We start from the raw sequence: 15,890 nt of genomic DNA, 5'->3' as shown, positions 1-15,890 counted from the left end.
GAATGCTCGAGGAGCCGATCGATCCGTACCTGCCGCTCAACGGCAACCGCGGGTACCGCGTGTCCCGGTACGAACTGGAACTGACGTACAAGGTCTTCAGCAACCGTCTCGCCGGCAAAGCTGTCATCACCGCTGTCACCACCGAGAGCCGATCCAAGTTCAGCTTCGACCTCGCACAGAACCTGCAGGTGTCCAAGGTGTCCGTCAACGGTGCCCGCGGCACCAAGTACGCGCACTTGAACAACAAGCTGATCCTCACGCCGTCTACCAAGATCCCCGCGGGCGGTGCCCTGTCGGTCACCATCGCGTACAGCGGCAACCCCGAGCCGATCAAGAGCCTGTGGGGCGAAGTCGGCTGGGAGGAACTCGACGAAGGAACTTTGGTCGCAAGTCAGCCCAACGGCGCGGCGTCCTGGTTCCCGTGCGACGACCATCCGATTTCCAAAGCGTCGTACCGAATCTCGATCACCACCGATTCCCCGTTCTATGCCCTCGCCAACGGCAAGCTGATCCGCAAGCAGACCCGTGCGAGTCAGACGACGTGGGTCTACGAGCAGACCGAACCGATGGCAACCTACCTGGCAACCATTCAGATCGGTCAGTACGAGCACCGACAAGTGAGCGCCGGGCCGGTACCGGTCTTCGCCGTTCACCCACCTCGGCTGCGCGCAGCGTTCGACGTCGACTTCGGGCGCCAACCCCAGATGCTGGAGGTCTTCGGAAAGCTGTTCGGCCCGTATCCCTTTGCCGACTACACCGCTGTGGTCACCGACGACGAACTCGAAATCCCCATCGAAGCGCAGGGACTCTCGATCTTCGGAGCCAACCATTGCACAGGCAGGCGCGGTTCCGAACGTCTTGTCGCACACGAGCTTGCCCATCAATGGTTCGGCAACAGCCTCACTCTCGGGCAGTGGTGCGACATCTGGCTGCACGAAGGCTTTGCCTGTTACGCGGAGTGGATCTGGTCCGAGAATTCCGGTGGCCCGTCCTCGAACCAACTCGCGACAAACGCCTATCAAGGGCTCGGGCGTAAATCTCAGGACTTGATCGTCGCCAATCCCGGTCCTGCCCTGATGTTCGACGATCGAATCTACAAGCGGGGCGCATTGACTCTGCACGCCCTGCGCGGCGTTCTCGGAGACGAGAAGTTCTTCGAACTGATCCGTCAGTGGACCACGAAGCATCGGCACAGCACGGTCAGTACCGAGCAATTCACCGATCTCGCTTCACGTTTCACCGACACTCCATTGCGCCCACTGTGGGATGCATGGCTGAATCAGCGCTCTCTGCCTCGTCTCTGACGCTCTCTCACCGCGATATCACCACGCCGAAACATTCCGAATGCGCCGATTAGCTTTGTCTTACCTTTACTATAGAGGTGGGCCGAGGGACGACCCCGACAACACAATTCTCAGGGCACGCTTCCTCGACAGGTAGATCGGGGGATCGATGTTCGTTGTATTCACAATATGTTTCGTGATCGGGGTCGTCGCCCTGATCGGAGCCTTTGCCGTCGGCGAGGTTGCAGATCTGGGCGGCGGCCACGCAGACGGGCTGCCATTTCTGAGCCTGACAACTTTGGCCACAGCACTTTTCGGCTTCGGCGCCGGCGGCGTAGCTGCCACTCTCGCGGACGCTCCGACGTTGGTAGCGGTGATTGCAGCACTCGCACTCGCCGCCGTTCTCGTTGTCGTCACGCGCGGCCTTCTTCTCCCCTATCTCCTTAAACAACAAGATAATTCGCACATCGGGCGCAATTCATACCACGGACTGTTGGGCACGGTCACCCTCACCATCGCAGCCGAAGGTTGGGGAGAAGTCTCGTTCGTCGACGCCGAAGGCAATCGCGTCCAGGCCAAGGCCGTCAGTGCACAGCCGATGGCGCTCACCACCGGCACCACCGTCTACATCGCCGATGTAGACGATCAATACCTTCACGTCGTCACGGTTGACGACGCGATCTAAGGACTCGATACATGCTGCCAATCATCATCATTGCGGTTGTAGTCGCAGTAATCATCTTCATCGTTCTCCCCGCGATCTACGTGAAGAACTACGTCAAGGTCCCGCCGAACGAAGTGGCGGTCTTCACCGGACGAGGCAAGCCGAAAGTCGTCCGCGGCGGAGCCCGGTTCAAGATTCCGGGAATCGAACGCGTCGACATCATGTCGCTCGAGCCGTTCAACGTCAGCATCAATCTCAAGAATGCGCTCTCCAACGACGGTGTTCCGGTCAACGTCGAGGCAGTCGGCCTGGTACGAATCGGTTCCGCCGACGAAGCGGTTCAGACAGCGGTGCAACGATTCCTGACCTCCGACCTGGACGAACTCCAACAGCAGATCAACGAAATCCTCGCAGGCAGCCTGCGCGGAATCACCGCAACCATGACGGTCGAGGATCTGAACTCCAACCGCGATTCGCTCGCACGCAGCGTGGTCGAGGAGGCAGGCGGCGACCTCGCCCGCATCGGCATGGAAGTCGATGTCATCAAGATCGCGGGAATCTCCGACTTCAACGGCTACCTCGAATCGCTCGGTCAGCGCCGCATCGCCGAGGTCAAACGTGATGCCGCGATCGGAACTGCTGAAGCAGAGCGTGATTCGCAGATCCAGTCGGCAAAGGCGCGACAGGCAGGCTCCGTCGCACAGGCCGAGGCCGACACTGCGATCGCGAGTGCAAATCAGAAGCGCGACGTCGAACTCGCTCGCCTTCGAGCACAGACCGAAGCCGAGAACGCCGAAGCCGACCAGGCCGGACCACTCGCGCAGGCAACGGCCGAGAAGGCCGTCGGCATCGCACGTGAGCAGGCCGAGGCGGCCCGCGTCGAAGCTCGCACCGAGGTCGAGCGTCGTCGCGCCCAGCAATCGGAAGCGGCATTGCAGGCAGATGTCATTGCACCGGCCGAGGCCGAACGCCAAGCCTCCATCGCACGCGCAGAGGGTGAGCGACAGGCCGCGATCCTCCGCGCCCAGGCACAGGCCGAGTCAGCAAGGCAGGCCGGCGGGGCTCAGGCCGATGCACGAAAGCTCGTCGCCGACGCTGTTCGCTCCGAGCAGCAGGCTGATGCCGACGGCCTTCGAGCACGTCTGGAGGCCGAAGCTGACGGCCGCAAGGTAGCGGCCGACGCCGTTCGCGCCGAACAGCAGGCCGAAGCGGATGGTTTGCGCGCCAAGCTCGAAGCCGAGGCTGCCGGTAAGCGTCAGATCGCCGAGGCGCTCAATTCCTACACCCCGCAGGCCGCGCAGTTGCTCACTCTGCCTGACGTTCTGGCAGCACTGGTCGACGCCACCGCAGCAGCAGCGAAGCCGGTCGGCGACATCGATCGGATCTCCATCGTCGGCGGAAGCGACGGGGCGCAGGGTTCGATCGGCTCGATCCTGGGCATCAGTCCCCAGGTGATTGCCGGTGTCATCGAAACTCTCGAAAGCTCAGGCGTCGATATCACCGGTTTGCTCAACGGCCTGAACAAGACCGCATCGGTTCCGGCTGGTTCGGTACACAATTCGGTCCACAGTTCGGAAAACGGTTCCGCAACCGTGGACGCGTGATTTCGCCCCGGTCCGCCGACTCTCGCAGGAGTCGGCGGGCCGGCTTCACGCGCTCGGAAGATGTGAACGCGACTTGAAGAGAATCAGAATCAAGCAGGCAGCGGCGGCGGCTGATCCGAACAGCAGAGTCACCGTGTAGCTCAGTGCCGGAATGCTTTCCGACAGCATCGCCAGCAACGCAGGCACCGCGAACCCGATGTAGGTGATCGAGTAGAACACCGCGGTCAATCCTGCCAGATCGTCCGGCCCCGCGATTCGCTGGATCTCCAGCAACCCGGACACCAGTGCCATGCCGTACCCGCAACCGAGGATCGCTGCAGCCACGATCGCGATCGCCACGGTCAGCGTCGACGCAACCAGAGCAGCACCGGCCATACCGACCACCAGAAACACCAGAGCCACAACGGCGCCACGAGCACTGCGGTCGGTGTCGATCTTGCGCCCCAACGACTGAATCGCGAATCCGCATGTCAGCGCGACCATGCACAGCAGAGCCGAAAAGGCCACGGGCGCATCGCCACTGTGCCCGGTCATGAGCGCCGGAATAACTGCATACGCGACACTGGCGGCACCGAACACCCACGGCGCCAACGGAACAACGACGTAGAGGAATCTGCGGTGACCTGCCGAGGGGATCTTGAGGTCGTCGATCAACCTGCGACGGTCGGATTTCGCCTGTGCCGGTCGTGTTTCAGGCGCACGCCACAGCGCCATGGCGGCGAGGACGGTGATCGCGATGTGCAGCACGTACGCCAACACACTCGGCATGGGCGCCCATTGCGCCAAGATTCCCGCAGCACCCGCTCCCAAGGCGAAGCCCGCGGTCAGACTCATCGCTGCTCGCCGAGCACCTGCGCCTTCCGACGCCGTCTGGTCCCAAGGTTGCGTGGACAACTCCTTGACCCAGGAGCCGCCGACGGCCATACCGATCCCCAAGGCGATGCCACAGAGGATTCTTCCCAGGATGAGAGCAGCGGCAGAGTCGGCCCCGAAAGCGAGCAGCGTCGAACCGGCGATCGCGATGATCGGCGCGGGGAGCATGATCGGGCGTCGACCCAATCGATCGGACAGCGGGCCGCCGAGCAGCAGGGCCGGCACAATTCCGACGACGTAGGCGAAGAGGAAGAAATCGACCATCACCGGCGAATAGCCGTGGTCGAGTCGGTACATCACCAGCAGTGGGGTGAATTCGTTTCCGCCCCAGGCAGCGGCGAACATACTGGCGGCAACGGTCAGCCACAGCCACTTTCCGCCGGAGAGGCGTTCACCCTCGAGACGAGTTTCGGCCGCGGTCCCAGCGCCGATCGTTTGGGTGCTCATCACAGAGTTCCTTCGAAGCCGAGGCCGTGGACCTGGCGCATGTGTGTGAGGACGGCAGTGTTGTATCCGTCGGCATCGCCTGTGTCGACGAGGTCGGTAAGCGCGGTGTGATCGGCAAGGATGCGCGAGAGTTGGCCGGGGTCGCGTGAGATCGACCGGGCTGTCATCCGTCGTTGCCTGTCGCGCAGACTCGCGTAGAACGAGTCGAGCAAAGGGTTCCCGCCGGCGGCAACGATCATCTTGTGGAAGTCTGCATCGATTGCGCTGAACGCGGCCACGTCCCCGCGATCAGCAATCTCACGTTGCTCGATCAGATTCGCGCGCAACGCTGCGACAAGCGCTTCCCGTGCGTGCGGTCGGACCGACACCACTCGAACGCTCTGAGTCTCGACGAGCTGTCTGGCACTGACTACGTGTTCCGCTTCCCCATCCGCGACCGGGACGATCAGCGCCCCCTTCTTCGGATAGAGGCGCATCCAACCTTCCGACTCGAGACGCAGAAACGCCTCACGCACCGGCGTTCGGCTCACATTGGTCCGTGCAGCGATGTCACCCTCACTGATCAGCTCCCCGCCGGCAAGCTTGCCGGAAAGGATCAGCTCCTTGACTTCGCGGAAGACGGTTTCGGAAGCGGAATACAACATAGACACAAGATGTATTTATACTCCACGCTGGCGCAACACAGACATCCGGGTCGCCGATCCGAACATCTCGGTCCGATGCGGCATCGATCCAGTTAGCATTGCAAGGTGCCAGACAGAGGAGGAATCAGTTCGCGATGAATGGCGCACGCTCCAGCCTTCGAGGACTGATGCACTCATGACATCGCAGATGAAGTCGATGAGGACGCTGACCCGCGAGTGGTTGATTCTTCCCGATCAATACGACCGCTTCACTCGCTATCTCCGCGACAACGGCCTCACGACCGCCACCCGGCTATTACTTGGCATCATTGTCATCGGACTGGGAGTGTGCGCACTACTGAACAGATTCAGCCCTGCCGGTCCGACAAGCACGATTGCGCTGTTCTTCAATACTGTTGTCGTGATCTCGTGCTTCGTAGTCGGAGTCTCATGGTGGGTCTTCGGCCCCACAAAGCGTCGCTCGTTCGGTTTCGTGGTCTTCTGCGACATCGCGGTCACGATCTCCGTCGTTGGAGATTCCTCCCAGCTCGCACGATTGCTCACCTGTGTCATTTTTGCTCTGGTCGGCATCTACATCGCCTACTTCCACAACCCGAAGTTGCAGATCGCGCACATAGCTTTTTCGCTTCTTGTGATCGCGGTGGCTGCGCAGCCAATTCTGTTCGGGCCGGATCGCGATCCAGCCCTTGGTGTTTCGAAAGTACTGGTCGTCATCACCGCGTTGGTGGTCTGCGCATTCATCTCGCAGATCGTGCTGACGATGCTCAGCATGGATGCTTCCAGTTCCGACCTCGATCCTCTCACCGGCCTCTTGAACCGTCGTGGCCTCGACCGCCACGTCGAGAAGGTACTCGAGGGGTTCCAGCGTCAAGAATCTGCGGCACTACTCGTGATCGCGATCGACATCGACCGGTTCAAGACGATCAACGACGTGCACGGACACGACGTCGGCGATCGCATCATTCTCCGGGTATCGCAGCGGTTATCCGCCTGGGCACACGCCGATGCTGTCGTCGCGCGGATCGGCGGCGACGAATTCATCCTCGTCCAAAGACTTTCTGTGCCAGCCATCGGACCGATGCTCAACTCGATCGGACCGGCAATGCACTCGAATACCGACGAGATACCATCGACGTCGAGCGTCGGAATCGCCGTGCGTACCCACAAATTCGTCGCCGGAGCAGACCGCGCAGCAGCGTTCACGGACATGCAGAAAGTCGCCGATTCGGCGATGTACGAAAGCAAGAGACTCGGCGGCGGACGCGTTCACACGATCGTCACCACCGCCGGCAGGTAGCAGTACGCACAATTTCAGTAGTAGACCGGCCCCGGCACTCCTCCACCCGCTGCCACTGCGTCACCGGTGATCGCGATGCTTCGCGGCGATGCCAGGAAGGTCACGACATCGGCTACCTCTTCGGCGTCGATGATCCGGTGTATCGAATTCGTCGCGATACCCCGCTCCACCTCCGCCTGCGAGCGGCCGGATTCTTCCGACTCGCGCGCAATCCGCGCGGTCAACCTCTCGGTCCGCGTCACGCCCGGATGGACGACGGTGACGTTGATTCCCTTGGGGCCCAGCTCGTCTGCAAGATTCTTGGTCAGCGCAGACACACTGACGTTGCGGATCGTGTGGGCGATCGAGGTTGCCTGTCTGGCACCCAAACCGCTGATGTTGATGATCCGACCCCAACCCTGATCGATCAGATACGGCGCCACAGCGCGCGCAGTTCGCAGGTACCCCAGCACTTTCACTTCGACTTCGTCTCGCACGACGTCGTCGGTGGTCGCCTCGAAATCCGTCGGCTTTCCGGCGCTGAACGGCGTCGCTGCCGAATTGACCAGAATGTCGACACCGCCGAACTCCTTTACCACTTGCCGCACCGACGCCTGAACCGCGTCGTCGTCTCGCGTATCCGTCACGACTCCGATCGCACGAATTCCGAACTCCGAAACCAAATCTCGTGAAACGCTTACGACGGTTCGCTCAGTGCGCGCGAGTATCGCGATGTCGACCCCTTCAGCGGACAGACCTCTGGCGATTGCCAGACCGATCCCCTTGCTACCACCGGCAACGATCGCACGCTTTCCAGACAGGTGAAGATCCATACCTGCGACACTATCCAACAGGCGATCCCCGATCGCTACGAAGAGGGATCGGGGACCGTCGGAATCATGCCTGTGTCTCAGAGCATCAGATCCGCGTACAGGTAGACGTTGTCGGCGTAGTTGCCCACACCGTCCTCGAATTGCAGTTCGCCGCCGCAGGTTACGACTGCCAACTTACGAGGGCCTTCCGGGCCGGCCAGCACGCTTTCTTCCACACCATCGGCCTTCGGGCGCGTCGTCACCGCAGTCACCTTCCACGACGTGCTCTTACCCGTCGCGTCGGATGTACGGATCACTTCACCCGGCTCGATCGTGCCCAGGTCGAACAGCGCGCCGTTACCCTGGCCGGTCAGATTGACGTGTCCGGCAATCAAGGTCGTGCCGGTGGCGGAATCGAGAGATGCACCGTCGAGCCAGATTCCGACGTTCTTGACGTTCTCCGGCGGAGTGAGAACTCCTTCCGGCACGGTGGCGTCCACGATCGGCGCCTGAACACCGACCGGGTCGAGCGAAAGGATGTTGGGAGTCATCAACGCATCCGTAGGCGTTGCCGGATTCGCGGAGTGCGACATGACAACTCCCGGACTCGGCGGGATCGCAGCATCGTCATCGGAGGATCGCAGGCCGACGAAGGCCATGGAAGCACCAGCGACCAACACCGCGATGAGAGCCAGAATGAACGCGACACGACGCCCTTTGCCTGGACTCGCGGGCTGATCGTGGTTGGGATCGTCGTATGGATTGGATGGATTGGGATCCGACTCGTACATGGTCATCGAACTGTCTCCTGCGGGATGAGGCGCCCCCGGCACCTCGTGCGAATTGACGCCCCCTGCGTCTGATCAATGTCGGCACCGATCACACGAATCGTGATCGGTGCCGACGTCTACTACACGTGCCTGGTGTCAGGATCGCTTGCGGCGGAGAGCAACTGCTCCGGCGGCAGCCATTCCGACAAGCCCGAGGCCCGTCACTGCGACGGCGACGTTACGGCCTGAATTCTGTTCAGCAGCACCACCGTCGATGGCAACCGGGCGGGGGCCAGTGGCCGGCTTCGGAGCCGACGGCGCCGGAGTTGCGGGAGTTGCAACCGGCTGCGACGGAACAGGTGCACCCGGAACTACAGGCACAATCGGCACGATGGGCACGATCGGAACAATCGGCACGATCGGAACGACCGGGGTTGCAGGCGTCGTGGTGGCCGGTGTGGTCGTTGCCGGTGTGGTTGTTGCCGGCGTGCTCGTTGCCGGTGTCGTCGTGGGTGCTGCTGCATATCCGACGCTGGCAGATGCATTCATCGAAGCCGGCCGAACGGTGTCGAACGACGCGAAGATCTGGCACTGTGCGCCTGCCGTGTTCCAGTGCAGGTTCTCGACCGAATCCGGAATGACGCTTGCAGTCACCGAGTAGTCCCCGCCGGCCGCAGCGGTGAGGCAAAGATCAACAGCAGTCGGTGCGTCGCCGCGGCCGTCGACCGTCAGTTGGTTTGCAGTCAACGTCGCCTTGGCGTTGTCACCACAGACGGTCAGTTCGGTGCCCGCCGAGGACTGAACAGTGATCGGCTTCCGGTACATATTCGTATTCAGGGTGAAAACGGCAGTCTCGCCGGCCTTCAGAGTCCCCGTCGCGGGTGTCTTGCGAACGAGGTCGAGCGTCTGCGTGACGTTCATGATCTCGACGATGCGAGCTCGCTCGTCGTCTCCGATGTTCCTGTCGCACAGGCTTTTGAAATCGGCCATCAGCGGATTGTCGTAGTCCGAGACACACCACACAAGCGTCTGCCGCGCCGAACGTGCATCCTCGCTGCCATTTCCCGAAACGACACCGTCGAGTTTGGCGGGATTCTGCAGCAACCAACTGATGACAGCGAGATCGTCGGCTGACAGATCGGGATTGCCCGAAGACGGCACCGTCGCACCCATCTCGTCGTTGTGCTTGTCAACCGGCAAACCGTTCTCGTCGACACCGGCACACGGATCGAGATCGAAGTCCGTGCAGTACATCCATTCCGACTTCGCAATTCCGTCGACGTCGCGGACACCGCAGACCGGAGCATCCACCGCGGCCGAGGTACCCCGATCGGTGGTGCCGTACATCGGCACGATGTTGCCGTCGTTGTAGTGATCCAGCCGAATGCCGGAGATGTCGAGCATCTGCTCCGAGGGCGTGTACTCGGTGCCCTCACACAACCCGGCGGTGAACGCCGGAGCGGCCGCGGTTCGCACCGGCATCGGCGCGGACACAGCTGGTGATGCAAAAGCGACGCTACTACCGGCCACCGTTACGGCAATAGCTGCAGTTAGCGAGAGCCGGAGAACAAGCGGCCTACGCCGTGAACCAGACACAGTCATCAAAGCTTCCCTTTCAAGACATTTCGGTAGCGGGACGGTTGCCTGGATTCCCAATACCACGCCACCCAGCGCTCACTTCCGAGAGGATCAGCCGATCACTTTTGGCAATCAGCCAGTTACTGAATGGCAATGTAGTGCATGTTTCAAGAAAGATCACCCAATCGTCGAGCACCCAGGGCGCAGCTTGGACATTCGGATGACGAGTTAGCCATGAAGGTGACTGAACCTTTGTCCAACCGCACAACAATCGCGATCCCCCCAAAATCTGCTCATCCAACCGCGACGTTCCCGACATTTCGCCAACGCTAGCCAGTCGGTAACTTGGACATTCTGGGGAAACTCACAGGAAGGGGCGTTTTCAGCTCGCGCGCAAAAGAAGGGGCCCGCTATGCGGACCCCTTCGCCGGAAACTTCCGATCGAGACTGCTTTGTCGGGATTCGGGCAACTTGTAGATGCTCCAGAACAATCTCCACTCACGTTATGTGATTTGCCTCACATTCAAAGAATCTGTTGGTTTTGTTCACACCCTGAACCAATCTTTTGGTCCTCTTTGCGGCGATTAACCAGATCTCCGACGGCGGAACCCTGCCCTGCCGGAGAGCGGAGCACGAGCCTCGGATCAGTCTCGGACCGGAGGCGCCTTCCTCGTGGTAACCGCAATGCGATTCCACGCATTGATCGTCAAAATGACGCTGATGAGCTGAGCCAGTTCCACGTCCGAGAATTCGCCGGCAGCCTCGCTGTACACCTCGTCCGGAACGAAACCGTCGGTGAGGACTGTCACGGCCTCGGTCAAGGCGAGCGCGGCACGTTCACGATCGGAGTACATCCCTCGCGCTTCTTCCCACGCGTTCAGTAGGTAGAGCTTCTGCTCCGTCACGCCGACCTTTCGGGCGTCGCGAGTGTGCATGTCCAGGCACCATGCGCAATGATTCAGCTGCGACGCACGCGTGAGGACCAGCTCGACGAGCGTCGGCTCCAGCCCCTTGCGTGCAGCGGCATCCAACGCAATCATCGCCTTGTAGACCTCGGGCGCCAGCTTTGCGATATCCAGTCTTTGTCCTGTTGCTGTAGTCATAACTCAAACGGTAATCCCGGAAAGACCCGGAAACATGGTTCAATCCGGTGGTGAATTCGTGGGCCAATCTTGGGTTCGATCTACATATCGAGCTGCCACAGGGAATCGGGGTTCGCGCTGCACTGCTTCAGACCCTTCGCGACGCGATCGACAGTGGACTGCTGAAGCCCGGCACCAGACTCCCACCTTCCCGCACCCTCGCGCTCGACCTCGGAGTTGCCCGAAACACCGTTGCGGACTGCTATGCCGAACTCGCCGCAGCTGGGTGGCTTGTCACACGGCCTGGTTCCGGGACCCTGGTCGCCACGCTCGCCAGCACACACACCCGCGAGGTCGAGCCATCACCGACTCGACGACGCTGGACCTACAGCCTTCTCCCTGGATCGCCCGACGCGTCGGCGTTTCCCCGCGCTGCATGGATTTCGTCCGCCAGACGTGCTTTGACCACCGCGCCGACCGACGCGTTCGCGACTACTGATCCCAGAGGCCGAGCCGAACTCCGAAACGCCCTCACCACATACCTGAGCCGCACCAGAGGCGTTCGCGTCGATCCGAACTGCATTGTGATCAGTGCCAGCTCGGGTCACGGGATCTCCCTCCTTGCCCGCGCACTCGGAGGAACGATTGCGGTCGACGCTTTCTGCCTTCACCTGCACCGGCAGTTGCTCGCCGACGAAGGGCTGCTGACAGTTCCCATATCGGTTGACGAATCAGGCACTTGCACAGACGAATTGGCGTCTACATCTGCTGAGAGTGTTCTGCTGACGCCGACCCATCAGTTCCCTCTCGGCGGTCCCCTCACACCGGCGAGGCGCGCGACCGCTCTCGAATGGGCCACGACTACGGGTGGCGTCATCATCGAGGACGACTACGACGGCGAATTCCGTTACGACAGAAAACCTGTCGGTGCACTCCAAGGAATCGCACCGCAGCACGTTGCGTACCTGGGCACTGTCAGCAAGACACTGTCGCCGGCCATTCGCATCGGATGGATGGTGTTGCCGGACAGGCTGATCGAACCTGTCCTCGCAACAAAGGGACCCTACGAACGCTGGGTAAGTTCAACGGATCAATTGACCTTGGCGGACTTCATCGAATCCGGAAGATTCGACAGCCATATTCGAAAGATGCGCACCTCGTACCGACGACGACGCGATCAACTGGTTGCGACACTTGCGCAGCAAGTACCCCAGGTCAGGGTCGGGGGGATCTCCGCGGGACTTCACGCTGTGATCCGTCTGCCCTCCGGCACCGAACAATCTGTTCTTGCAGCGGCCCGGGCGCGCGATCTCGGGCTCGAAGGGCTTTCGGTCTTCCGACATCCCGACGTGTCGTCAGTCGGCGGTGACGGCATCGTCGTCGGCTACAGCACGCCGACGCAGTCGCAGTACTCGAGGACGCTGGACGTGCTCTGCGAGGTGCTGCAGGCGGCTCTGCGATAGCGCCTGTCGGATCTGCGCATCCGCTCACCTGCCCTGCCCTGCCCTGCCCTGCCCTGCCCTGATGGAGTGAACGTACCGTTCCCCTCGCCTAAGAGGGTGAGCGTGCCGTTCACTCCATGCCGGGGTGCCGGCGGCGTGCCCGCCCCTTTGATGGTGCGAACGGTACGTTCGGTCGATCTGAGGCGACGAAAGTGCCGTTCGCTCGAAGTCGGGGCCGGCGAAGGTACTTTCGGGTGATGGTGGGGTGTTTTGGGTACGAGAAAGCCCCCCAACCAGTACTGGTTGGGGGGCTTCTCTAATGTGTGTTCGGCGGTGTCCTACTCTCCCACACCCTGTCGAGTGCAGTACCATCGGCGCTGAAGGGCTTAGCTTCCGGGTTCGGAATGGGACCGGGCGTTTCCCCTTCGCTATGACCGCCGTAACTCTATGAAACTGTCACAGTAACCTTCTTCTGATCACCTGGTTTCACCACCCGTCAACACCAGTTTCTGGTGTTGGGGGATGGAGAAAACAGGGTTTCTCATCAGTATCTGTGTGTTGTTTCAGATACCGCACAGTGGACGCGTAGCTTCTTTGTGGTAAGTCCTCGGCCTATTAGTACCAGTCACCTGCATGCATTACTGCACTTCCAGTTCTGGCCTATCAACCCGGTGGTCTGCCGGGGGCCTTACCCCCTCGAGGGGGTGAGAAACCTCATCTTGGAACAGGCTTCCCGCTTAGATGCTTTCAGCGGTTATCCCTTCCGAACGTAGCTAACCAGCGGTGCTCCTGGCGGAACAACTGGCACACCAGAGGTTCGTCCGTCCCGGTCCTCTCGTACTAGGGACAGCCTTCCTCAAGTTTCTAACGCGCGCGGCGGATAGAGACCGAACTGTCTCACGACGTTCTAAACCCAGCTCGCGTGCCGCTTTAATGGGCGAACAGCCCAACCCTTGGGACCTACTCCAGCCCCAGGATGCGACGAGCCGACATCGAGGTGCCAAACCATCCCGTCGATATGGACTCTTGGGGAAGATCAGCCTGTTATCCCCGGGGTACCTTTTATCCGTTGAGCGACACCGCTTCCACTTGCCGGTGCCGGATCACTAGTCCCGACTTTCGTCCCTGCTCGACCTGTCAGTCTCACAGTCAAGCTCCCTTGTGCACTTGCACTCGACACCTGATTGCCAACCAGGCTGAGGGAACCTTTGGGCGCCTCCGTTACATTTTGGGAGGCAACCGCCCCAGTTAAACTACCCACCAGGCACTGTCCCTGAACCAGATCATGGTCCGAGGTTAGAGGTCCAATTCGATCAGAGTGGTATTTCAACAACGACTCCACGATAACTGGCGTCACCGCTTCACAGTCTCCCACCTATCCTACACAAACCGAACCGAACACCAATACCAAGCTGTAGTGAAGGTCCCGGGGTCTTTTCGTCCTGCCGCGCGTAACGAGCATCTTTACTCGTAATGCAATTTCGCCGAGTCTACGGTTGAGACAGCTGAGAAGTCGTTACGCCATTCGTGCAGGTCGGAACTTACCCGACAAGGAATTTCGCTACCTTAGGATGGTTATAGTTACCACCGCCGTTTACTGGGGCTTAAATTCTCAGCTTCGCTCCCGAAGGAACTAACCGGTCCTCTTAACCTTCCAGCACCGGGCAGGCGTCAGTCCGTATACATCGTCTTACGACTTCGCACGGACCTGTGTTTTTAGTAAACAGTCGCTTCTCACTGGTCTCTGCGGCCCCACCCAGCTCAGACAGTAAATGTCGTCACCAGACAGGGCCCCCCTTCTCCCGAAGTTACGGGGGCATTTTGCCGAGTTCCTTAACCATAGTTATCTCGATCGCCTTAGTATTCTCTACCTGACCACCTGTGTCGGTTTGGGGTACGGGCCGTGTGAAAGCTCGCTAGAGGCTTTTCTCGGCAGCATAGGATCACTGAATTCGCCTCAATCGGCTACGCATCACGTCTCAGGCTTGTGTGCGACCCGGATTTGCCTAGGTCACGCCCTACACGCTTACACCAGTATTACCACTGACTGGCTCAGCTACCTTCCTGCGTCACCCCATCGCTTGGCTACTACCAGATCAGGTCCCATGCATCCACCAACTCGAGACCCGAAGGTCTTCTCGTGGCTTCAGGATGGTTAGTATCACTGATTCACCATGGGCGCGTTCACACGGGTACGGGAATATCAACCCGTTGTCCATCGGCTACGCCTGTCGGCCTCGTCTTAGGTCCCGACTCACCCTGGGCGGATTAACCTGGCCCAGGAACCCTTGGTCATTCGGCGGACGAGTTTCTCACTCGTCTTTCGCTACTCATGCCTGCATTCTCACTCGTGTGGCCTCCACGGCTAGGTCACCCTGCCGCTTCCATGGCCACACGACGCTCCCCTACCCATCCACACACCTGCCCAACACTCCGCAGAGTGAAGGGGGGCTATTGCGTGAATGCCGCAGCTTCGGTGGTGTACTTGAGCCCCGCTACATTGTCGGCGCAGGATCACTTGACCAGTGAGCTATTACGCACTCTTTCAAGGGTGGCTGCTTCTAAGCCAACCTCCTGGTTGTCTTCGCGACCCCACATCCTTTTCCACTTAGTACACGCTTAGGGACCTTAGCTGGCGATCTGGGCTGTTTCCCTCTCGACTACGAACCTTATCGCCCGCAGTCTCACTGCCGCGCTCTCACTCACCGGCATTCGGAGTTTGGCTGATTTCGGTAAGCTTGTGGGCCCCCTAGACCATCCAGTAGCTCTACCTCCGGTGAGAAACACGCGACGCTGCACCTAAATGCATTTCGGGGAGAACCAGCTATCACGGAGTTTGATTGGCCTTTCACCCCTACCCACAACTCATCCCCTCAGTTTTCAACCTAAGTGGGTTCGGTCCTCCACGACGTCTTACCGTCGCTTCAACCTGGCCATGGGTAGATCACTCCGCTTCGGGTCTAGAGCATGCCACTACGATCGCCCTATTCGGACTCGCTTTCGCTACGGCTACCCCACACGGGTTAACCTCGCGACATGCCACTAACTCGCAGGCTCATTCTTCAAAAGGCACGCCATCACCCCCAGCAGTAAACTGCTCGAAGGCTCTGACGGATTGTAAGCGCACGGTTTCAGGTACTATTTCACTCCCCTCCCGGGGTACTTTTCACCTTTCCCTCACGGTACTAGTCCGCTATCGGTCACCAGGGAGTATTCAGGCTTATCGGGTGGTCCCGACAGATTCACACCAGATTTCACGGGCCCGGTGCTACTTGGGTTTCCATTACAACAGTCACAAAGTTTTCGTGTACGGGATTCTCACCCTCTACGACAGGCCGTTCCAGACCACTTCCACTAACCCTGTGATTTCTTACTGTTGGCCAACACGGCAGTATTGACAAAATGAACCCCACAA

General features: G+C 60.2%; 11 protein-coding genes and 2 rRNA genes (1 of these 13 running past the window's edge). 5 read left to right on the top strand and 8 right to left on the bottom strand.

The genetic code is table 11. The features are described from left to right. Window positions 1-2: 2 nt before the first annotated feature. The 3 genes from GN300_RS13760 to GN300_RS13750 all read left to right on the top strand — a co-directional run bounded on the left by GN300_RS13760 (window position 3) and on the right by GN300_RS13750 (window position 3,551). Complete coding sequence (locus GN300_RS13760) at window positions 3-1,304, top strand: M1 family metallopeptidase (protein ID WP_050655931.1); 1,302 nt, start codon at window positions 3-5, stop codon at window positions 1,302-1,304. A 148-nt stretch (window positions 1,305-1,452) separates the two neighbouring features. Then, window positions 1,453-1,968: a hypothetical protein gene (locus GN300_RS13755; protein ID WP_063315111.1), complete on the top strand. Its 516-nt coding sequence runs from the start codon at window positions 1,453-1,455 to the stop codon at window positions 1,966-1,968. A gap of 11 nt (window positions 1,969-1,979) precedes the next feature. After that, window positions 1,980-3,551, top strand: coding sequence for a flotillin family protein (locus GN300_RS13750; protein ID WP_003941083.1), 1,572 nt, complete (start codon window positions 1,980-1,982; stop codon window positions 3,549-3,551). A gap of 45 nt (window positions 3,552-3,596) precedes the next feature. On the opposite strand, the gene GN300_RS13745 is transcribed toward GN300_RS13750, so the two are convergent. Together GN300_RS13745 and GN300_RS13740 are read right to left on the bottom strand one after the other, a co-directional pair. Beyond that, a complete protein-coding gene (locus tag GN300_RS13745) occupies window positions 3,597-4,871 on the bottom strand; it encodes an MFS transporter (protein ID WP_063315112.1) in 1,275 nt (424 codons plus the stop codon). After that, a complete protein-coding gene (locus GN300_RS13740) occupies window positions 4,871-5,515 on the bottom strand; it encodes a GntR family transcriptional regulator (protein WP_063315113.1) in 645 nt (214 codons plus the stop codon). Before GN300_RS13740 ends, GN300_RS13745 begins: the two co-directional genes overlap by 1 nt. A 175-nt stretch (window positions 5,516-5,690) precedes the next feature. Between GN300_RS13740 and GN300_RS13735 the strand changes: the two genes are divergently transcribed. Further along, window positions 5,691-6,812 (top strand): GGDEF domain-containing protein, encoded by a 1,122-nt coding sequence (locus tag GN300_RS13735; protein ID WP_063315114.1) that lies wholly within the window; start codon window positions 5,691-5,693, stop codon window positions 6,810-6,812. A gap of 14 nt (window positions 6,813-6,826) precedes the next feature. Here GN300_RS13735 and GN300_RS13730 read toward each other — a convergent pair whose 3' ends face one another. The 4 genes from GN300_RS13730 to GN300_RS13715 all read right to left on the bottom strand — a co-directional run bounded on the left by GN300_RS13730 (window position 6,827) and on the right by GN300_RS13715 (window position 11,054). After that, the gene (locus tag GN300_RS13730) at window positions 6,827-7,624 is read right to left on the bottom strand and encodes an SDR family NAD(P)-dependent oxidoreductase (protein WP_063315115.1); all 798 of its coding nucleotides are present in this window, start codon (window positions 7,622-7,624) and stop codon (window positions 6,827-6,829) included. Window positions 7,625-7,701: 77 nt separating this feature from the next. Further along, on the bottom strand, window positions 7,702-8,400 hold the full coding sequence (locus GN300_RS13725) for a class F sortase (RefSeq protein ID WP_063315176.1): 699 nt from the start codon (window positions 8,398-8,400) through the stop codon (window positions 7,702-7,704). 129 nt (window positions 8,401-8,529) lie between these two features. Then, a complete protein-coding gene (locus GN300_RS13720) occupies window positions 8,530-9,975 on the bottom strand; it encodes a hypothetical protein (protein WP_231782875.1) in 1,446 nt (481 codons plus the stop codon). A gap of 620 nt (window positions 9,976-10,595) precedes the next feature. Beyond that, complete coding sequence (locus GN300_RS13715; protein WP_007727180.1) at window positions 10,596-11,054, bottom strand: carboxymuconolactone decarboxylase family protein; 459 nt, start codon at window positions 11,052-11,054, stop codon at window positions 10,596-10,598. Between the two features lie 50 nt (window positions 11,055-11,104). On the opposite strand from GN300_RS13715, the gene GN300_RS13710 reads away from it, so the two are divergent. Continuing rightward, window positions 11,105-12,496: a PLP-dependent aminotransferase family protein gene (locus tag GN300_RS13710; RefSeq protein ID WP_063315177.1), complete on the top strand. Its 1,392-nt coding sequence runs from the start codon at window positions 11,105-11,107 to the stop codon at window positions 12,494-12,496. A 304-nt stretch (window positions 12,497-12,800) separates the two neighbouring features. Here GN300_RS13710 and rrf read toward each other — a convergent pair. Further along, window positions 12,801-12,917: ribosomal RNA gene (rrf, locus tag GN300_RS13705) — 5S ribosomal RNA — on the bottom strand. 153 nt (window positions 12,918-13,070) lie between these two features. Beyond that, window positions 13,071-15,890, bottom strand: a 23S ribosomal RNA gene (locus GN300_RS13700) (it continues 316 nt past the right edge of the window).

Origin of the sequence: Rhodococcus sp. Ni2 (genome assembly GCF_021352185.1) — a bacterium.
Lineage (GTDB): Bacteria > Actinomycetota > Actinomycetes > Mycobacteriales > Mycobacteriaceae > Rhodococcus_F > Rhodococcus_F qingshengii.
Note: the sequence above shows the minus strand (reverse complement) of the source record. Positions and strands in the feature narration are given on the sequence as shown.